This is a genomic window from Alkalimonas mucilaginosa (assembly GCF_036327005.1).
In the GTDB taxonomy this organism is placed as follows: Bacteria; Pseudomonadota; Gammaproteobacteria; order Enterobacterales; family Alteromonadaceae; genus Alkalimonas; species Alkalimonas mucilaginosa.
In genome coordinates, this window is the sequence record NZ_JAUGZK010000003.1 from 305,040 (window position 1) to 324,882 (window position 19,843).

Sequence of the window (19,843 nt, forward strand, 5' to 3'; positions counted from 1 at the left end):
TAGCTGGTTTCACTTGCTGCAGATCCGGTTTAATTTAAGACGGATAGCAGGGTCTCATCCAGACCTTCAGTACTAAGAATCTGCACAATGGCCTGACAATGATCCACCGTGAAATCATTGTCTTCAATTTGATCGTTCAGCATGGCACGACGACGTAGCACAATACCAGCCAGCATGGCGGAATCAAAATCATTGGATGCTTCAATCTTCGTTTGAAGTTTATTCAACCAGGGGTACAGTTGTGCTTCCGCCTGATAGGCCGATTGCCGCACTGCCGGATGAAAATCCTGGCAGGCATTTAGATTGAGTAAATAAAAGTTCAGATAACCCGCAACCGTCAGTAAGCGGTAATCCTTGGTCGAAGCATCCAACTGCCAGGAGCTGGCTGCAATTGCACTGAATACAATCGCTATCAAGCACTTTTTCATCCTACGTCATCCCTATCTTATTGCTGTAGATTCAATCTAAACAGAAACCGGCGTTTTTTCAACGTTGCCGACCAAATAAGCACATTTTTTTGCTGCCTTCCAGCCTGCCACTGTTACGACAAAAAACATTGTAAATTTATGAATACAATAAAATTAACAGATAAACACCCAATTTATTGCTATATCGTTTCCTTTGTCTAGTATGAAACCTGGTGCACCAATAAGGTGACACTAAAACATCAATTAAATTTAAAACAATAAATAATGATAACAACTACGGAGGAATTATGCGTTATCACTACAGTGGGATCTTTCTGGCACTCAGTGCACTCAGTACTCTGCCCGCCAGTCTACAGGCACAACAAAGGGAGCAAGCAACGGATGTCGAGCGCATCCAGGTGACCGGTAGCCGGATACGGCAATCCGAACTGGAAGGACACAATCCGGTGCAAATATTGGACAGGGATTACATCGATCGCTCGGGCATGAGTTCGATCGGTGACTTACTGCAGTCCATTACAGCCTCTGGTTCAGCATTAAATACCCGCTTTAATTCCAGCGGAAACTTTGGTTTTCCACCCGACGGTGGTGGTGTTGGTGCCGGTGCCAGTACTGTAGACTTACGGCATCTGGGTACCCAGCGGGTGCTGGTCTTAGTCGACGGCCTGCGCTGGGTCAATGAAAGCTCTGCGTCGGGTGTTGGCGGCGTTGTTGATTTAAATACCATCCCAATGGCGATTGTTGATCGCATTGAAGTGCTGGAAGATGGTGCATCATCCATTTACGGCTCCGATGCCATTGCCGGCGTGGTCAATATCATTACCCGTCAATCACAAAACGGGGCAGCATTGAATGCACGCTTTGGGCAGTTTACCAAAGGGGATGGTGATCAAGGCCAGCTAGAGCTTAGCTTTGGCGGCGAGGTTGAACGGCACAGCTTTTTCATTGCGGCCAGCTTTTTTGACCAAAAAGCGGTAGCATCCAATACGCGTGCCCAATCCAGCCTGCCCTACCCTGGTACGGGCAATGCGCTGGGTAGCGCGGCCATACCAGCAGGTTTGATCGACTTTATTGATCCGAACACCAACCAACGACAAGCGCTATTTCCTACCAGCAGCAGCCCAGCCTATGATCCAGCATTGACTGGCTGTGAGCGTAGCGATAATTTCAGCTGCTTTAGCGACGATGATCGCTTTAATTATGCCGAATACAACTTGCTTCAAACACCAAACAAACGCTCGTCATTATTCGCACAACAGCGTTACCAGCTAACAGCACAGACCCAGTGGTATCTTCGTGGTCTTTATAACCAACGCAAGAGCACCAACCAGGCCGCCGCAGAGCCACTCTTTATCGGCACGGCTAACCCTACCAATTTCTGGGCCGATAATCTGACCATTGCAGCCGACAACCCCTACAACCCCTTTGGTTTTGATTTGGTGGCTGGCGGTGAGGATCCAAACCTGCTGATGCTGGCTTACCGTCCGTTAGAGGGCGGCCCGCGCCGTTTTGAGCAAACCGTCGATACCTTTTATCTATCAACTGGTTTCAGTGGTGATTTTATTCACAGCGACCGTTGGTTTAACTGGGATATCAATGCCGCCTACAGTACCAACCGGGCCGAGCAGCTTAACTTTGGCAGTTACAATGCCAGACGCTTGGCGACTGGTTTAGGCCCTATAGCCAACTGCCAGGCCGAAGCGGGCTGTGTCCCCCTGAATCTGTTTGGTGCCAATGCACTGACTCCGGACATGTTGGCTTATATCCAACCAGTGGTGCGGGATAACAGTGAAAACACTCTGAATCTGTTCTCGGCCAACCTGAGCGGTGAGCTCGTCAGCTTACCTGCCGGCGAGCTGGCTTTTGCCACCGGCTGGGAGTACCGCAAATACCGTGGTAACTATCGCCCTGATGGCTTAACCGTAGCTGGTGAATACAATGGCGTCGTTTCCTCACCCACCTCGGGAAGCTACCATGTTAATGAAGTCTATGCAGAACTCAGCATTCCTGTGTTGCGTGACCTGGCATTTGCCGACCAGTTGGATCTGAGCCTGGCAAGCCGTTTCTCGGATTATTCTACCTTTGGCAGCGAGCTAACCAGTAAAGCTGGCCTGCGCTGGCAACTATCGAGCCAACTGTTGTTACGGGGTAGCTGGGCTGAAGGATTTCGGGCACCTAATATTGGTGAATTATTTGGCTCTGCCAGTGGTTTCGATGCTGTACTGACCGATCCTTGCTCGGCACCAACTGATGCGGGCATTCAAGCCAATTGTGCTGCGCTGGGAGTCCCTGCCAGCTATGAACAACCCAACCCACAGATCGGCATCATCACAGGCGGTAACCGGGAGTTAGAACCGGAAACCTCTACCAGTAACAACTTCGGCTTGGTCTATAGCCCCGAGTTTGCCAGCCAAACCAGTTGGTCGGAGCGCCTGGATTTCAGTGTCAGCTGGTATCGGCACAAACTGAAAGGGGCGATTCAGGCATTGGATGCACAAACCCAGCTCAATCTTTGTGTACAAACCCTGCGTGATGATTTCTGTGGGGGTATTCAGCGCAATGCCTTAGGTGCCATTGATAACTTTAGCAATGCCCTGACCAACATCGGTAAAATCGACACCTCAGGTGTGGATTTTGACATCAGCTGGCTGCAGCCAGCCACCGACTATGGCCAACTCCGGGTCGACTGGCGCACCACCATGATGAATTATCATCGGGTATTTGATGCCAACAATGAGCGTCAACCAAGAACCGTGGCTGTGGAAGTAAACAACAGTGGTATTCCCCGTTTTAGCAGCAACCTGAACTTTAACTGGGGCAACGACATCCTCAATGCCAGTTGGACCATGCGTTACCTGAGTGAATTAACAGAAAGTTGTGGCCGCGCTGCCAGCTTTGCCGTTTGCCAAAATCGTCCGGAAACAGGCAAAAACCGTCTTGGCTCTGTGGTCTACCATGATGTGCAATTTAGCTGGCAGACGGATGAGCTACTCAGTGGTTTGCAGGTTGTGATTGGACTGAACAACCTGTTTGGCAAAGAGCCACCTATTTGCCTGTCCTGTACCCTGAATGGTTATGATCCTTCCAATTACGAGATGCCTGGCAGCCGTTTCTGGTACTTGCAAACCAGGCTTCAATTCTAAAGCCTGATCACATCGGGGGCTCGCGCCCCCCTTTATCATTTTACAGCCGATCAAACACCGAGCCCATATCCGGGCTGAAAATTTTCTGGTACAACTTAATGGCATAGCTGTCCGTCATGCCAGCTACATAGTCACAAATTACGCGATCTTGCTGGGCTGTCTGTTGATAACGCGCCAACACCACAGGCGGCAACAACCGCTCCGGATTATCCCTAAGCACCGCAAACAGCTTCATCACCAGTTGCTGTCCTTTGTATTCCAGGGTTTGCACCTCTGGCCGGCGGATCACATGTTTGTAAACAAAGTCTTTTAAGATTTGCAACGTCGCGCTGGCTTCCGCCGATAACTGCACCTGCAGATCCAGCAAAGGCGTCGCAAAACGCTGCTGTCTGACAATGGATATTTCCGGCAAAAAATAACCGATCAATCGGCTGATGGCATGCTTACGATCGGTGCTCGACTCAGAAAATAACTTACGATTGTAGAAGTCCAACGCTTTTGAAATCACATCATTGCCACTGAGTTTATTCAGCACATCCTCTTGCCAGGCCCGCTCTGTGACCAAACGCAATGCCAACACATCCTCCAGATCGTGCACCCCGTAAGAGATATCATCGGCCAGCTCCATAATGGCGGTATCAAAACCTTTGAAACAAGCCTTGGGCCTACTGCCTTCAGTGTTGATGCTGCGAAACAACTGTGCATCTTCAGGCGGCAAAGCAGACAGTACCCAGGCCAGCACGCTGTCATCATCATCATGAATGCACTTAGGGGGCTTGTAGCTGTCAATGTTGCTGCTGCACTCAGCCAGTTCGATCGGGTAGCAAGCCACGTCACGATGCAACACCGGGTACTTGAGTACACCCAACATGGTACGCCGGGTTAAATCCAGGCCATGCTGGGGAGAGTACTCCCCAAGGTGGGCCATAATGCGCAAAGTCTGGCCATTGCCTTCAAAGCCACCCTTTGCATGCATGTAGTAATTCAGCGCTACCTCTCCACCATGACCAAAAGGTGGATGTCCCATATCGTGCGCCAGACAGATTGCTTCAATCTGGCTCAGGCTTGGCAACCATTCCAGATAATCGGCATGATCCGCATAGCGTTCGCGCAACTGCTCACAAATACCAGAGCCAATCTGGGCAACCTCCAGCGAGTGTGTTAATCGCGTGCGATAAAAGTCATGCTCGCCAACACCAAGCACCTGGGTTTTAGCCTGCAGGCGTCGAAAAGCTTCCGAATGAATAATACGGGCACGATCACGTTGCGCGTCCTTATCTGCTGAATTTGAATTAAAAGCTTTCGGTGCATTGCCGTGCTGATAACTGCGCCTGCTCTCCCACATCTTGTCTTCCTGTCATTGGTCAACGGATGATGCCTAATCTACCACCAGATGCGGCAACAAACAAAAAGCGGCCAATGGCTGGACATTGACCACCAACAACTGTATAAATAGACAGTTCGTTATCATCAACCTATCTAAGGAGACAAGATGGCGGTTATCGTCAAGTACGTGGTCGAGCGAAACGGAGAAGAAAAGATGACTTTTAGCTCAAAAGCAGAAGCAGATGCCTACGATAAAATGTTGGATATTGCAGATGAGTTAACCGAATTTCTCGAGCACAGCACTCTCATCCCTGAGCAGGCAACCCAGGAAGCTTTGGCCTTGTATCTGGCGCAACATAAGGATGAGCTGATAAGCCTGCTAAGCAATAAACGCAAAGCAGCACCCACCAAAACAAAAGCCACGCCAAGCTCACCGGCAACGACCGCTAAAGAGCAGGCAGCATAAGCTTTTCCCCTCTTGCCCTGTATAAACTAACACCTGTCGGTGTTGGTTTAGACGTCATTTTTATGCTGGATAGGCTATGCTTGCCACCATACAGGCAGTATTTTATAGGGTAAATCAGCAGTTATGCCCTGTAATGTCATGGCCAAAGTAGCGATTAAACCAACATCTACTGTGTATTTTTCTTTAGAATACCAGCCATACGTCACGAAAAACTGCAGTCGTGTTGCAAGCGTCTGCGCCGCAGAATGAAAGGACCAAGCTATGCTATTTCATGGTGACCTGACCACCGATTGCCCCATCAGACAAAAAATCCGTGATTTTTACCGCATTGATGAGAACGAAGTCATCAACCATATCCTGCCGCTGGCCGAGGTGGGTGTAAAAGCCCGCAGCCGAGCCTGGGAGCGGGCACGACAAATTGTGCACAACATCCGTAAAGATCAGGATGGCCAGGGCGGTATTGATGCCTTATTGAATGAGTTTTCCCTCTCCAGTGAGGAAGGAGTGGTATTGATGTGTCTGGCCGAAGCCCTGTTACGGGTGCCGGATAAACGTACTCAGGACTTGCTGATCCGCGACAAGCTGGCCAAAGGCGATTGGAGCTCACATCTCGGTAGCAGCGACTCCTTATTTGTCAATGCATCCTCCTGGGGCCTGCTGGTCACCGGCAAGATGGTAAATTACAGCGATAAAACCAAGGCTCAGCAATTTGGCATCCTGAAAAAAACCATTGGTCGCCTTGGTGAGCCAGTGATCCGCAAGTCGGTCAACTTTGCCATGAAAATCATGGGCAAGCAGTTTGTGATGGGCCAAACCATTGAAGACGCCATTGAACGAGCCGCGGACAAAGAGCAAAAAGGCTACGTCTACTCGTACGACATGCTGGGCGAAGGGGCCCGCACCATGAAGGATGCCGACTTTTACTACCAAAACTACCTGGACGCAACCCATGCCATTGGCAAAGCTGCCAATGGCCGGGGGCCCATTAAAAGTCCGGGAATTTCCGTTAAGTTGTCCGCCATCCATCCGCGCTATGAGTTCAGCCACCGCGATCGGGTGATGAATGAGTTGGTACCCAAGTTAAAAGCTCTGGCTTTGATCGCCAAACAGTACGACATTGGTTTTACCGTGGATGCCGAAGAAGCCGATCGGTTGGATATGTCACTGGATGTAATTGAAGCCGTCTTCAGTGACGATGCACTGGGTGATTGGAATGGCTTTGGTTTAGCAGTTCAGGCCTATCAAAAGCGGGCTATTTTCGTTATTGAATGGGTCACGGAGCTGGCCCGCAGAGTGGGCCGTAAACTGATGGTCCGTCTGGTAAAAGGAGCCTACTGGGATACTGAAATTAAAACAACCCAGCAGCTTGGTTTAGCGCATTTTCCGGTCTTTACCCGCAAAGCGACCACCGATGTTTGCTACAAAGCCTGCGCAATAAAGTTGCTGGAAGCCCGCGATGTGCTCTACCCGCAATTTGCCACCCATAATGCCTACACTGCCGCCACTATTCTGGAAGTAGCGAAAGGCAATAATGTCGGCTTTGAGTTCCAGCGCCTGCATGGTATGGGAGAGTCACTGTTCGATCAAATTGTGCAAGAAGAAAAAATTCAGTGCCGTGTTTACGCACCTGTTGGTCAACACGAAAACTTGCTGGCCTATCTGGTGCGGCGTTTGCTGGAAAATGGCGCAAACTCGTCTTTTGTCAACGCCATTGTGGATACCAGCAAGCCGGTAGAAGCTCTGCTGCCTGACCCGGTTGAAACCCTGCAAGGCCTGCGCAATAAGCATAATAGCCAGATTAGAATGCCCATCGATTTGTACGGAGCGGAGCGTGCCAACTCCAAAGGCATGGATCTGACCGATATCAATACCATCACGCCCTTTAAAGAGAACCTAGCGCGCTGGTTTGAAGAACACCGTATTGATGCCAGCCAGCTAGCTGAAGATGCTTTGCCGGTAAAAAACCCCGCCAATCACCAGGAAGTGATAGGTTCTGTCCGGCTGCACAGCGCGGATGAAATGCAGGCTTTGCTTGCCAATGCCGAAGCTGCCTTTCAAAGCTGGTCTGCCACGGATGTTAAAGAACGGGCCAACCTATTGCGCCGTATTGCTGATATTCTGGAGCGGCATCATGATGAGTTGGTAGCACTTTGCATCAAAGAAGCAGGTAAAGTTGCCCAGGATGGGATCGATGAAGTGCGGGAAGCCGTTGACTTTTGTCGCTACTACGCAGCCAGGGCTGAAGAGCTGGCTACCGATGAGCGCTTTGAAGCACGGGGCGTTATTCTGTGTATCAGCCCCTGGAACTTCCCGCTGGCGATTTTCCTGGGGCAGGTTGCTGCCGCCATCGTTACCGGTAATACGGTGATAGCAAAACCGGCCGAGCAAACCAGCCTGATTGCACTGCGAACCATAGAATTGATGCTGTCAGTTGGTATGCCAGAGCACGTTGTCCAGCCGGTGATTGCCCGCGGCAGTGAGGTGGGGAAAGTGATAGTGCCCGATCCCCGGATTCAGGCTGTAATGTTTACCGGCTCCACCGAGACAGGGACCATTATTTCGCAAACACTGGCTGCCCGTAGCGATACGCAAGTGCCACTGATAGCCGAAACCGGCGGTCAAAACTGCATGATTGTCGATTCCACCGCCCTGCCGGAACAGGTGGTAGATGATGTGATTAGCTCCGGTTTCCAAAGTGCAGGTCAGCGCTGCTCTGCACTGCGGGTGCTGTTTATCCAGGATGATGTGGCCGATAGCATTATTGCCATGCTGATAGGAGCTTTGAAAGAGCTTCATGTCGGCGATCCGTCTTTATTATCGACCGATATTGGCCCAGTCATTGATGCCAAGGCATTAAAAAGCCTGACCGAGCATGTCAATGACCTGCAAGACAAAGCCAAGCTGCTTTACCAATGCCCTATCCCGGACAACACCACCAATGGCGCCTTCTTTTTTGCTCCCCGCTTGTATGAAATTAAGGACTTGTCTGTCCTGAAACGGGAAGTATTTGGTCCTTGCGTGCACATCATTCGATACAAAGCCAATGAGCTGGACCAGGTGATTGATCAAATCAATGGTACCGGCTACGGACTTACCATGGGTGTGCACTCACGGATTGAAGACCGTTGCGAATACCTGGCCAGGATGTCACGGGCTGGTAATGTTTATATCAACCGCAATATGATTGGTGCCATTGTCGGCGTGCAACCTTTTGGTGGCCGTGGTTTATCCGGTACTGGCCCCAAAGCCGGCGGCCCGAACTACCTGCAGCGACTGGTGAAAGAGAAAGCCTCACCGGATAATGTACAAATGACCAGCCTGACTCCAGACGAGCTGGACTTGCACCATACCGAGGATGCGGATGAGCAGGTAGCTATTCTGATGGCAAACTCGCTGCGTGATGAAAAAATCTGGCGCTCCACCCCCTTGAATGACCGGGTTTCCGCTGTTCGCCAGCTTTTAGCAAAAATCGCGACGGTAGATATAATCGACGAGCTGGCGGATGATCTGGCCATGACGCTGGCTGATGCCCGCGCACAGCTCAACCGGTTGGAAAAACACATGCGCAAGTCTATCACCTTGCCAGGACCGACCGGCGAATCGAATACTCTGCATATTGAACCTCGTGGTTGTGTGGTCTGCTATGCCGATAAGAGTACTTCTTTTAACTTCTGGGCGATTTCTATTATCACCGCCCTTGCGGCCGGTAATACAGTCATCACTGTTGCATCAGAATTGTTTTACGAAGAAGCCGTTGCCTTTAAAGACAAGTTTATCGCCACCGGTGTTGCTGAGGGCGTCTTTCAGGTTGCCAGGCCCAATCAGTTGCAAGCTATTTTGGCCCACCCACACCTGGCAGGGGCTGTGGTTGCCGCCCGCTCCACACGCTTGGGCTACTTCAGCCAGCAACTGGCTCAACGCCAGGGTGCCATTTTGCCGGTGATCAGTGCCGAATATTACGATACTTTGATCAAACGCCTGGTCACAGAAAAGACCATCAGCATCGATACCACTGCATCCGGTGGTAATACCTCGCTGATGACGCTGGTAGAAGATGAAGAGTAAAGGCTACCACTAGCCTCACTCAGCTAGCCGGACATGCTTTGATGGTCCGGCTTTTTTACACCAAGGTAGCCACAAAGCCATAGTCCGTAGACTTTCTGCGGCCAGCAGCACCCAACCAGCATGGGCTTTATGCCTTTATTTTGTTAACCTTGCTAAAAAATAACAACAATCATTGGAGTTTATACCTGCATGAAATACACCCTGCCCTTGATTACAGCTGCGCTGTTAACCGCCTGCAGTGGAGGCCAATCCATTACCGATGCATCCCAACACCACAACAGCCAAAGTCCACACAATCTAAGCTACCCAGAGACCAATCGCGGCTCAGTGGTAGACCACTACTTTGGCCGGCAAGTCGCCGACCCATACCGCTGGCTGGAAGATGATCGCAGCAGCGAAACCGAAGCCTGGGTAAAAGCCCAGAATGAACTGACCTTCGCTTATCTGGAACACATCCCTTATCGAAGCAACATCCGACAACGCCTGCAGGACTCCTGGAACTTTGAACGCTTAGGTGCTCCTTTTCAGGAAGGAGACTATACCTATTTTTACCGCAACGATGGCCTGCAAAACCAGTTTGTGCTCTACCGGCAAAAAGATGGTAGTGAACCAGAAGTGTTTCTCGATCCCAACACATTCAGTGCAGATGGCACCACCTCACTGGCTACGATTCGATTCTCCCGTGATGGCAGTCTGGCTGCTTATGCTATCTCCGAGGGCGGCAGCGACTGGCGTAAAATTATTGTAATCGATACCAAGACCGGCCAGCAAATCGGCGACGTACTGGTCGATATCAAATTCAGTGGTATCAGCTGGTTTGGTAATGAAGGCTTCTACTACTCCAGCTACGACAAGCCGGATGGCAGCGAGCTCTCTGCCATGACCGATCAGCACAAGTTGTACTACCACAAGCTTGGGACACCACAATCAGACGATCAGGTGATTTTTGGCGCTGCCGAAGCAGAGCAACACCGCTATGTCGGTGCCACCGTGACGGAAGATGATCGCTACTTGCTGGTCTCAGCAGCAGTATCTACCTCGGGCAATAAGCTTTTCATCAAAGATCTAACCAAACCAGCCGACGGCTTTACAGCGATTGTTGATACACCCACACACGATGTCAACTTCCTGACATCAAAAGGCGATCAACTGTTTTTAGTGACCAACCGTGATGCACCAAATCGCCGTGTGGTGGTTGCAAAAGCGGCCAAACCTCAGCCTGAATACTGGCAGGAACTGATCCCGCAAACCGAACATGTACTCCGAGCCTCTACCGGCGCCGGTTTCATCTTCGCCAATTACATTGTCGATGCTGTCGCTAAGGTAAAGCAGTTTGATTACGAGGGTAAACTGGTTCGCCAAATTGAACTGCCTGGCGTTGGCAGTGCCGGCGGTTTTAACGGCAAAACCGATGCTGAAACGCTTTATTTTAGCTTTACCAACTACATCAGCCCTGGCAGCATCTATCAACTGGATCCACACAGCGGTGAAACCGCTTTGTATAACCGACCAGACACCAGCTTCGATCCTGCCAACTACACTTCGGAGCAGGTATTTTACAGCTCGAAAGATGGCACCCGCATCCCAATGATCATCAGCTACCGTACTGATCTGCAGCGCGATGGCAACAACCCGACCATTCTGTACGGTTACGGTGGTTTTAATGTCAGCCTTACTCCCTCCTTCAGTGTTTCCAATGCAGTCTGGATGGATATGGGCGGTATTTATGCAGTCGCCAACATCCGTGGTGGCGGTGAGTATGGCAAAGACTGGCACGATGCAGGCCGTCAGATGAACCGGCAAAATGTGTTTGATGACTTTATTGCTGCCGCTGAATACCTGATTGACAGTAAGTACACCAGTGCCGAAAAGCTGGCTATTCGTGGTGGCTCCAATGGAGGCTTACTGGTTGCTGCAGCTTCTACCCAGCGCCCTGAACTGTTCAAAGTCGCTATCCCGGCAGTTGGAGTGCTGGATATGCTGCGTTACCACACCTTTACTGCCGGCGCCGGCTGGGCATACGATTACGGTACCGCGGATCAAAGTGAGGCCATGTTCGAATACTTGCTTGGTTACTCGCCGGTACACAATGTGCGGGCAGGTGTGAATCATCCGGCTACCATGGTCACCACGGCTGATCATGATGATCGAGTGGTCCCTGCCCACTCGTTCAAGTACGTGGCAGAGCTGCAAGCCAAAGACGGTGGTAAGCACCCGCAACTGATCCGGGTAGATGTTAATGCCGGCCATGGTGCGGGTATGCCGGTATCGATGATCATCGATCAGGCCGCCGATGTATTTTCCTTTATCCTGTACAACATGGGTTATGAGGAACTACCGAAGCAATAACAGCGCACTCCGCCCGTAACAACGGCGCCCAAGGGCGCCGTCCTTCCGTTTGCTCCGATACCAACTGGTAACCACAAGGTAAGTTCCGGTACAGCGGGACAGCGTGATACAATTTGGTGCTGGATCTAAAGCCGGCTTTACGGCATGCTAGCGCCCGCACTTTAACCATGCCGGAACACATAGCATGCTGTACCTTTGGGTCGTTACCCTGCTCTGGGCTTTTTCATTTTCGCTGATTGGGGTCTACCTGGCCGGTCAGGTGGATGCATATTTCTCGGTACTAAGCCGGGTCGTGCTGGCTGCGGTGGTGTTTTTGCCTTGGTTACTGCGCCATAAAGTTGCCCCGCACATAGCCGCTCAACTGATGGCTATTGGTGCCATTCAGCTTGGACTGATGTATCTGTTCTATTATCAGTCTTTTTTGCTGCTGAGTGTGCCCGAGGTGCTGGTGTTTACCATCTTCACACCGGTCTACATTACTTTGCTGCATGATCTGCTGGAGGGACGCTTTCATCGCCGCTATTTGCTCAGCGCTGTGCTGGCCATCACTGGTGCTGCGGTGATGCGCTGGAACAGCCTGACAGACGATTTCTGGCTGGGCTTTCTGGTGGTGCAAGGAGCCAACCTCTGCTTTGCCAGCGGCCAGGTACTGTACAAATACCGGCTGGCACATTGGCCTGCCGCAACACAACCTGCGCAGCATACGATTTTTGGCTGGTTTTATCTAGGTGCTCTGCTGATTGCTCTGCCAGCCTGGCTGCTGCTCGGTACCCCTCAATACCCAACCACAGAATTGCAATGGAGCATCCTGCTCTGGCTGGGAGTAGTAGCATCCGGTCTGGGTTATTTTCTGTGGAACCTTGGAGCTACCAAGGTCAACAGCGGCCAGTTAGCAACCATGAACAATGTGCTGATCCCGGCAGGACTTATCGTCAATTTACTATTGTGGAACCGGGATACCGACTTACTGCGCCTGTCGGTTGGAGCAGGCATCATGCTACTGGCACTTTGGCTGGTCAGTTATCAGCGCCAGCCTGCTCAGCTCAGGTAGCAGCTTATGATAGGACCCGTATTGATTTTTGACTCTGGTGTAGGTGGTCTTTCCATTGCGCAGGCTTTAAGGCACCATCACCCGGAGATGCCGCTCAGCTACTGCTGTGATAATGCCTGGTTACCTTACCCACCTGACAGATAGCTTTGCGCACCATGGCTTTCAAAGCACACAACGTTTGATCATCCCAGCTGATCACGAAAACTTACCTTGGTAGCCTTTCACTACCTACACTTTATGCTCAAGCAGCTCTCTTAAAGGCGCTGGTAAAATTTTTCGTAGTTTTTCAGTCAGCGACTTCTCATGCTTTTGCCATAGCACCCCCGCATAGATAATACCCAGACCGATCGCAGTCAGCGCTATTGGAAACAGCCAACTGTCTTTGAGTACATCGGATGCAAGGTAGCTCAGGTAAATAAAACCCCCCAAAGCGCCAAAAATCACAAAAACCCGACGAATCAGCATTACACCTACTCCTATCATCAACAGATTGATGCAGAAATAGAAAAACTTTGACCACTCATTATCCGAGTTTTGCAAGCTCAGTCCGCCCCAGAACGCTAACACACCGACAAGATACAACCAAAAAGCATAATCAGCTTTCCCCCTAGCTCGCAGATCAACCCAAAATGCCAAGGCGATGATGACTAACCCTGAGTACATTGAGACCAGCTTCCTTAATCTCCAGCTAAAATAATCATCTGAAATCAGTACCGTAATATCCATACTCAGATACCACAGGGTTACCGCAACAGGCATCAATAAAAAAGGGTATTTATAACGCCAGGCAACGATGGCTCCAATAGCTAAGGTGCCGAGCTCCATATAGAGCCAATTCCATTTGATGTAGCGATGGTAGTCCCGATACACGCTATCATCCGGCCAGAGCCCCAGCCACTGCTGCAGGCCATAGATAGCCAGTGGTGTTAAGCACACCATAAAAGTGGCACAGATACCTGCCGGAATAGCCAGCTGTTTCGCTGCAAAGTGGTTTGTAATAATAAGAGCTACTGCGGCGTACAAAACTGCGATAGATACAATGCCTGCACCTCCAAAACTTTCCCAGCCAAGAGTCATAAACAATGTCATGGCGCCGATGGCAATGAAGCCCCCGAAGTAATAAAGCACATGCGTGAAAGTAAAACGGGGGCTGTCTGCCGTGCTAGCTTGTAGAAAATCATACAGCTTCTTTGCTTGCTCAGATGAAATGATGTGTTGCTCCACGGCATCCGTTAATGATTTTTTGGTTATCTTCATGCTTTTTCTCGTCATCTGACTACTATGTCTAAAAAGGCTCTTGCATCAAGCAATTGCGCTCTCACTTGGTAGTGGCCCCTGCCAGGACTCACCACTTGGCGTAATGGTCCTCGCTAAAACCCCAGGCACCTTCGAGTTGAATGATTTCATCCGCGACTTGGATCTGGCCAGAATAGCGACCAAAATGCTGGGTAAAATTGGAAGCCAGCAACCCCAGATTGATTTTTTCCTGGCGCCGGCCTTGCGGTTCAAACTGCAAACAGAGAATACCGTCGCTCGATACCATCGACCAAGGTGTGTCGGGCTGATAGCGATCAAACTGAAAATCAACCATAGCAATTTTTATTAAGCGACCATCCAACCAAAGCGCATTTTCAGTAAAGCCCGTCTCATTGACTCCTGCGGCTAAGTTAAAACCAAGGCGACGACCATCGGGTAAAAAGCACGACAAACTGCCCCAATTCCAGAAGGTTTCCCGCCGCATATAGCCAGCCGTCCAGTCGACGCAAGCAAGAGTATTAAGGGCTTGCAAATCATAGCGACGGTTTTGCCACTTCAGCTGACCATTGCAAGACAAGGCGGTGGCTTTTTGGGTAAAGACCCAGCCCTGATAGCCGGCGCGGGTACAAACAGCCAAAGGCTGATAAGTGGTACTCTCATCAATGCAGGCTGTGAGTTGCAGCTGTTTTAATTGCACCTCGATAAGGCGCCTGCCTGGCTGCGACGAGGCATCTATGCTCAGGTAGTTCGCGCCTTTACGAAAAAGGGCTTTACCCTGACCGGGCTGAGTCTCTATCCGGGTGTTAAGCGCTAAGGGCTGCAGAAAACTGAACTCTTCGAACTGTTGTGTTTGCACATCATAGCAATAAACAAAAGCATTGCTAAGCCACTTTAAATCCACAATAGCCACACCAATCAGCAAACTCTGGCTGCTAAAACCGATGAATTGAAACTGATTAAACTTAAATCGTTTGGCAAAAGCGCCCAAACGCTTGTCCATGGCACTGCGCAAGTCATAATCCAGGTAGTTAATGGTATCAACACCATCCGGGAAATAGCCAAATTCAGGCTGACCATTGGTGTTGATTAATTGCGCTTTGCGTGCCATTTAGGCTCCTATCGGTATGCTTGTTTAAGCAATGCTAATAGTGATAACGGCATGAAATGATAGTAATAGCCGTATCATCAACTGCATAGACCAACCGGTTGGTATCATCGATACGGCGGGACCAAAATCCAGCCAGGTTTTCTTTTAATGGCTCGGGTTTCCCAATGCCAGCAAAAGGAGTGCGTTTTGTATCCTGGATCAGTTTATTGATGCGTTTGAGGGTTTTCTTATCCTGAGTCTGCCAATACAGGTAATCGCGCCATGCTTCATCCGTCCAGCAGAGCAAACGGCTAGTCATCCATAAGCTCTTTTTGGCTTGCTTTGCCTGCTTTAAATTGGGCTATAGAGCGCTGCAGGTGCTCAGCGTTAGCAGGTGAGCGCAGTAAATGCACCGTCTCCATAAGGCTGTTGTAGTAATCCAGCGACATGACCACTGCATCGTCCGCATCACGGCGCGTGATCACCGTGGTATCGGCATTATTAACCACTTCATCCAACACCGATTTCAGGCTATTTCTGGCTTCAGTAAAAGAGACGATTTTCATAAAGATCACCTGTACAATAAACAGAACAAGTATAAATAGCCAGCTCTGACTTGTACAGTAAGTCGCACAGAAATAAAAAACCCATGCCGGAGCATGGGTTTGATTGCAGCAGCTGTGCAGGTGTTACTTCATCGCCACCAGCATGGCTGCTGGTTGCTCCAGGTACTGTTTCCACAGGTTGCAGAAACGGGCAATGGTGCCGCCGTCAATCACCCGGTGATCGCCCGACCAGCTGATTTGCATCAGTTGCCTTGCTTCGACCTCACCTTTGGCATTAAAGCGCGGTAAGGTCTGCACCTTGCCAAGCGCCACAATCGCCACTTCCGGCTTATTGATGATGGGCGTTGCCACCGTGCCACCAATGGCGCCGATGTTGGAGATGCTGATAGTGCCGCCTTTGAGCTGATCCGGGCTAACCCGCCCTGCACGGGCCTGATCGGTCAGTTCAGTCAGTTCTTTGGCAATATCGACAATGGATTTTTGCTCACAGTGCTTGATGTTCGGCACCAACAGGCCCACTTTAGAGTCCACCGCCACACCAATGTTGTGCGCTGCTTTGTAGATAAGCTCGCTGCAATCGGCATTGACCTGGCTGTTCAAAATCGGGAATTCCCGAATGGCCATCGACAAGGCTTTCATAAAGAACGGCATCATGGTCAGTTTCACGCCCTGCTCACGGTACTGATCTTTCAGCTGGTTGCGCAGTGCACTCAGCTCAGTCAAATCAATCTCATCGCAGTAGGTAAAGTGTGGAATGCTGCTGACCGACTCCATCATCTGCCGGGCCATCACCGCTTTGACGCCTTTAATCGGCTCGACTCTGTCTTCTGCCGCAGCTGTTGCCACAACGGTACTGCTGGCTTTAGCTGGTGCAGCAGCTTTGCTGGTGCTGGTTGTGGTGGTTTTACCATCGGCGAAAGCACGCACATCCTCTTTAAACACCCGGCCTTTATCGCCAGAGCCTGGTACCTTGCTGATGTCCACATCCAGCTCACGGGCCAAACGTCGTACTGCTGGGCTCGCCACGGCTTTCCCCGGACGCAGCTCGGCTTGTTGCGTTTCGCTGCTTTGCACAGGGCAACTGGCGTTGCTGCTTGCGCTGGCTGCGGGCTTAACACTGGTCGCAGCCACAGAGCCGGCGATACGCATGCCAAACAACGGCTGATGCACCTTGGCAATATCGCCTTTTTGGTAATACAGCTTGGTGACGGTGCCGGAGTATTTGGCCGGGATTTGCACCAGCGCCTTGTCGGTCATCACATCACAGACGGGTTGGTCTTCTTCGATGCTATCGCCTTCGGCCACCAGCCATTCGACAATTTCACACTCGACAATGCCTTCGCCAATATCCGGCAGAATAAAGTCTTCTTCGGCTTCGGCCTGGCTGCTGGCTGGTGCAGCGCCGGAAGCTGGCTCAGTGGTTTTGGCATCAGCAGCACCATCACTGGCCAGTTCCATTTCAAACAAGGGGCCATGTACCTTGGCGATGTCGCCCTTTTGGTAGTACAGCTTGGACACCACGCCATCATGCACTGCTGGAATTTGCACCAGCGCTTTGTCGGTCATCACATCACAAACCGGCTGATCTTCTTTGATGGTATCGCCTTCGGCCACCAGCCATTCGACAATTTCACACTCGACAATGCCTTCGCCAATATCTGGCAGAATAAAATCTTTTTTCATGCTGCCCTCACTTAGAAGCTCATTGAACGCACAATGGCTTCGTAGGTTTTCAGATGATCGGCGACGTATTCTTTTTCCAGCGCCAGTGGGTACGGAGCATCCAGACCACAGACCCGCTCAATCGGGCTTTCCAAATGCAAGAAGCACTCTTTTTGGATGGTGGCGGCAATTTCACCGGCAAAGCCACCGGTCAGCGGTGCTTCGTGGTTGATCACCAGGCGGCCGGTTTTTAGCACCGAGTTGGCGACTGTCTCGACATCCCATGGCAAAATGCTGCGCAAGTCAATGATTTCACAAGAAATGCCATCTTTTTCATTCGCCATATCAGCTGCCTTTTGCACGATTTCCATCTGCGCGCCCCAGGCCAGCAAGGTCAGATCGCTGCCCTCTTGCACCACCTCGGCTTTGCCAATCGGCAGCTCGTAGTACTCTTCCGGCACTTCACCCACAGCGGCACGGTACAAGCGTTTAGGTTCAAAGAAGATGACCGGATCCGGGCTGTTAATGGCAGCCAACAGCAAGCCCTTGGCTTGATAGGGATCGCGCGGCACCACCACCTGCAGTCCCGGCGTATGGGCGAAATAGGCTTCCGGTGACTGACTGTGGTAATGGCCACCGGCAATGCCGCCGCCATAAGGAGTACGGAACACCAGGCCACCGACATTGAACTCATTGCCGGAGCGGTAACGGAACTTGGCGGTTTCGTTGACAATTTGGTCAAAGGCCGGGAAGATGTAATCGGCAAACTGGATTTCAGCCACCGGTTTCATGCCCTGAGCCGCCATGCCGTTGGCAAAGCCAGCAATGCCCTGCTCGGTCAGCGGAGTGTTGAAACAACGATCACGGCCGTACTTTTCCTGCAGCTTACTGGTGGCACGGAACACGCCACCAAAATGGCCGACGTCTTCGCCAAAGCAGACGACGCTGTCGTCTTTTTCCATCGCCAAATCCAGCGCATTGTTAATGGCCTGCAATAGATTCATTTTTGCCATCAGTCGATTCTCCCCGCCGTCACCGGATAGGCATCCGGGTATTTTTTAATGTGCGCTTTTAGCTCTTTCAGTTGCAGCTGCAACTGCACAGTCGGCTCGGCGTAAACATCGGTGATCATGTGTTCAATGCCAGGTTTAGCGACTTTTTCGGCTACTTTTAGTGCATCCAGAATTTCCTGACGCAAGGCACTGGTTTGCTCCGTATCGGCGGCATCATCCAGCCAACCTTTGTTGATCAACCACAAACGGAAACGACTGATGGGATCGTTTTTACGCCACTGCTCTTCTTCTTCTTTGGAGCGGTAACCGCTTGGATCGTCCGATGAAGAGTGCGCCGCCAGGCGATAGGCCATCGACTCCAGCAAGATAGGCTCGTTGCCGGCCAGTGCCTGCTCTCGCGCCATCTTGGTGGCCTGATAGACCGCCAGAATATCAGCGCCATCCACCCGCATGGTTTTAATACCATAACCAACACCGCGGCAAGCAATGCCATCACCGACAAACTGCTCATTGGCGGGGGTGGATATGGCATAACCGTTGTTGCGGCAGAAAAACAGCGCCGGAGCCTTGTGCACCGCAGCCATATTGAGGCCAGCGTGGAAATCACCTTCCGACGCTGCCCCTTCACCAAAGTAGCACAGAGTGACATTTTTCAGGCCACGCAAGCGCTGAGCATAGGCATAGCCACTGGCTTGGGGAATTTGGGTACCCAGCGGGGATGAGACCGTCATGTAGTAAATATCTTTACTGCCGTAATGCACCGGCATCTGCCGGCCTTTGCCCAGATCTTTTTCGTTGGAAAACAGCTGGTTCATAAACTGCTCCAGCGAAAAGCCGCGGTAGCGCAAAGCACCCTGCTCACGGTATTGCGCCATGATCATGTCTTTATCATCCAGCGCCGCAGCGCTGCCAACGACAGCGGCCTCTTCGCCAAGACACTGCATGTAAAAGCTGATACGGCCCTGGCGCTGGGCGGCTAACATCCGTTCATCCAGTACCCGGATAAATACCATGGTATCGTACATTTTTAAGGCGGTGGCTTTATCCAGCTCGGGCTCTTTGGCCCCTTCATACAAGGTACCATCGTCTTTGAGTAAGCGAAGCGTGGGAATACTTAACGCATGACCGCTGGTGAACTCTGCCGAATGCACCGTGGTAATGGTGGCGTTATTTGGGTTGGTCATAGGGTTTCTCTTGGTTGTTTACTCCAGCCGGCTTTACGTAGACGTAAAGCAAAGCCCGAGGTTGAACATGCTAAGCAAGCTCCAGTAAAGCTACGAAACGATTAGCCACTCACATTAAGCGGCTATAGTATAGCTGTACAGGCCTGCTCTTCCCCATTTCGTCTGCTACTTTAAGCAACAGATCACTGTTATGGTTGTTATTGTCGACGCCAACTTTACCTTTACGTAAACTGCATTGCAACTCCG

General features: G+C 51.0%; 14 protein-coding genes and 1 pseudogene. 6 read left to right on the forward strand and 9 right to left on the reverse strand.

Going from position 1 to position 19,843, the window contains the following annotated elements:
* Window positions 1-29 precede the first annotated feature (29 nt).
* The gene (locus QWF21_RS05835) at window positions 30-428 is read right to left on the reverse strand and encodes a hypothetical protein (RefSeq protein ID WP_330087111.1); all 399 of its coding nucleotides are present in this window, start codon (window positions 426-428) and stop codon (window positions 30-32) included.
* A gap of 287 nt (window positions 429-715) precedes the next feature.
* Between QWF21_RS05835 and QWF21_RS05840 the strand changes: the two genes are divergently transcribed.
* Complete coding sequence (locus QWF21_RS05840) at window positions 716-3,571, forward strand: TonB-dependent receptor plug domain-containing protein (RefSeq protein WP_330087112.1); 2,856 nt, start codon at window positions 716-718, stop codon at window positions 3,569-3,571.
* Window positions 3,572-3,611: 40 nt separating this feature from the next.
* Here QWF21_RS05840 and QWF21_RS05845 read toward each other — a convergent pair whose 3' ends face one another.
* Complete coding sequence (locus QWF21_RS05845) at window positions 3,612-4,916, reverse strand: anti-phage deoxyguanosine triphosphatase (protein WP_330087113.1); 1,305 nt, start codon at window positions 4,914-4,916, stop codon at window positions 3,612-3,614.
* Window positions 4,917-5,063: 147 nt separating this feature from the next.
* On the opposite strand from QWF21_RS05845, the gene QWF21_RS05850 reads away from it, so the two are divergent.
* From QWF21_RS05850 to QWF21_RS05870, 5 genes and pseudogenes are all read left to right on the forward strand, one after another.
* On the forward strand, window positions 5,064-5,363 hold the full coding sequence (locus QWF21_RS05850) for a YebG family protein (RefSeq protein ID WP_330087114.1): 300 nt from the start codon (window positions 5,064-5,066) through the stop codon (window positions 5,361-5,363).
* Window positions 5,364-5,624: 261 nt separating this feature from the next.
* The gene (gene putA, locus QWF21_RS05855; protein WP_330087115.1) at window positions 5,625-9,428 is read left to right on the forward strand and encodes a bifunctional proline dehydrogenase/L-glutamate gamma-semialdehyde dehydrogenase PutA; all 3,804 of its coding nucleotides are present in this window, start codon (window positions 5,625-5,627) and stop codon (window positions 9,426-9,428) included.
* A gap of 189 nt (window positions 9,429-9,617) precedes the next feature.
* Window positions 9,618-11,777, forward strand: a complete 2,160-nt coding sequence (locus tag QWF21_RS05860) for a prolyl oligopeptidase family serine peptidase (RefSeq protein ID WP_330087116.1) — start codon at window positions 9,618-9,620, stop codon at window positions 11,775-11,777.
* A 184-nt stretch (window positions 11,778-11,961) separates the two neighbouring features.
* A complete protein-coding gene (locus QWF21_RS05865; RefSeq protein WP_330087117.1) occupies window positions 11,962-12,828 on the forward strand; it encodes an EamA family transporter in 867 nt (288 codons plus the stop codon).
* Between the two features lie 6 nt (window positions 12,829-12,834).
* Window positions 12,835-12,957 (forward strand): annotated as a pseudogene (locus QWF21_RS05870) (glutamate racemase); the annotation flags it as partial.
* Window positions 12,958-13,056: 99 nt separating this feature from the next.
* Here QWF21_RS05870 and QWF21_RS05875 read toward each other — a convergent pair.
* The 7 genes from QWF21_RS05875 to QWF21_RS05905 form a co-directional block, all read right to left on the reverse strand.
* On the reverse strand, window positions 13,057-14,085 hold the full coding sequence (locus tag QWF21_RS05875) for a DUF2157 domain-containing protein (RefSeq protein ID WP_330087118.1): 1,029 nt from the start codon (window positions 14,083-14,085) through the stop codon (window positions 13,057-13,059).
* Between the two features lie 88 nt (window positions 14,086-14,173).
* Window positions 14,174-15,193, reverse strand: a complete 1,020-nt coding sequence (locus QWF21_RS05880; RefSeq protein ID WP_330087119.1) for a DUF2804 domain-containing protein — start codon at window positions 15,191-15,193, stop codon at window positions 14,174-14,176.
* Window positions 15,194-15,227: 34 nt separating this feature from the next.
* Entirely contained in the window at window positions 15,228-15,491 is a 264-nt protein-coding gene (locus tag QWF21_RS05885; protein WP_330087120.1) for a Txe/YoeB family addiction module toxin, read from the reverse strand.
* Entirely contained in the window at window positions 15,484-15,738 is a 255-nt protein-coding gene (locus QWF21_RS05890; protein WP_330087121.1) for a type II toxin-antitoxin system Phd/YefM family antitoxin, read from the reverse strand. The genes QWF21_RS05885 and QWF21_RS05890 overlap by 8 nt, the downstream gene beginning before the upstream one ends.
* Window positions 15,739-15,861: 123 nt before the next feature.
* A complete protein-coding gene (locus QWF21_RS05895; RefSeq protein WP_330087122.1) occupies window positions 15,862-17,421 on the reverse strand; it encodes a dihydrolipoyllysine-residue acetyltransferase in 1,560 nt (519 codons plus the stop codon).
* A gap of 11 nt (window positions 17,422-17,432) precedes the next feature.
* Window positions 17,433-18,413 carry an alpha-ketoacid dehydrogenase subunit beta gene (locus tag QWF21_RS05900; protein ID WP_330087123.1) on the reverse strand — a complete coding sequence of 327 codons (981 nt, stop codon included), beginning with the start codon at window positions 18,411-18,413 and terminating at the stop codon, window positions 17,433-17,435.
* Window positions 18,413-19,597 carry a thiamine pyrophosphate-dependent dehydrogenase E1 component subunit alpha gene (locus QWF21_RS05905; protein ID WP_330087124.1) on the reverse strand — a complete coding sequence of 395 codons (1,185 nt, stop codon included), beginning with the start codon at window positions 19,595-19,597 and terminating at the stop codon, window positions 18,413-18,415. The genes QWF21_RS05900 and QWF21_RS05905 overlap by 1 nt, the downstream gene beginning before the upstream one ends.
* Window positions 19,598-19,843 lie beyond the last annotated feature (246 nt).

Excerpts from the sequence above, each read along its gene's own strand:
- QWF21_RS05875 (WP_330087118.1), bottom strand. The coding sequence starts at position 14,085 with ATGAAGATAACCAAAAAATCATTAACGGATGCCGTGGAGCAACACATC.
- QWF21_RS05900 (WP_330087123.1), bottom strand. The coding sequence starts at position 18,413 with ATGGCAAAAATGAATCTATTGCAGGCCATTAACAATGCGCTGGATTTG.
- QWF21_RS05835 (WP_330087111.1), bottom strand. The coding sequence starts at position 428 with ATGAAAAAGTGCTTGATAGCGATTGTATTCAGTGCAATTGCAGCCAGC.
- QWF21_RS05840 (WP_330087112.1), top strand. The coding sequence starts at position 716 with ATGCGTTATCACTACAGTGGGATCTTTCTGGCACTCAGTGCACTCAGT.
- QWF21_RS05905 (WP_330087124.1), bottom strand. The coding sequence starts at position 19,597 with ATGACCAACCCAAATAACGCCACCATTACCACGGTGCATTCGGCAGAG.
- QWF21_RS05895 (WP_330087122.1), bottom strand. The coding sequence starts at position 17,421 with ATGAAAAAAGATTTTATTCTGCCAGATATTGGCGAAGGCATTGTCGAG.
- QWF21_RS05860 (WP_330087116.1), top strand. The coding sequence starts at position 9,618 with ATGAAATACACCCTGCCCTTGATTACAGCTGCGCTGTTAACCGCCTGC.
- QWF21_RS05890 (WP_330087121.1), bottom strand. The coding sequence starts at position 15,738 with ATGAAAATCGTCTCTTTTACTGAAGCCAGAAATAGCCTGAAATCGGTG.
- QWF21_RS05865 (WP_330087117.1), top strand. The coding sequence starts at position 11,962 with ATGCTGTACCTTTGGGTCGTTACCCTGCTCTGGGCTTTTTCATTTTCG.
- QWF21_RS05845 (WP_330087113.1), bottom strand. The coding sequence starts at position 4,916 with ATGTGGGAGAGCAGGCGCAGTTATCAGCACGGCAATGCACCGAAAGCT.
- putA (WP_330087115.1), top strand. The coding sequence starts at position 5,625 with ATGCTATTTCATGGTGACCTGACCACCGATTGCCCCATCAGACAAAAA.
- QWF21_RS05885 (WP_330087120.1), bottom strand. The coding sequence starts at position 15,491 with ATGACTAGCCGTTTGCTCTGCTGGACGGATGAAGCATGGCGCGATTAC.
- QWF21_RS05880 (WP_330087119.1), bottom strand. The coding sequence starts at position 15,193 with ATGGCACGCAAAGCGCAATTAATCAACACCAATGGTCAGCCTGAATTT.
- QWF21_RS05850 (WP_330087114.1), top strand. The coding sequence starts at position 5,064 with ATGGCGGTTATCGTCAAGTACGTGGTCGAGCGAAACGGAGAAGAAAAG.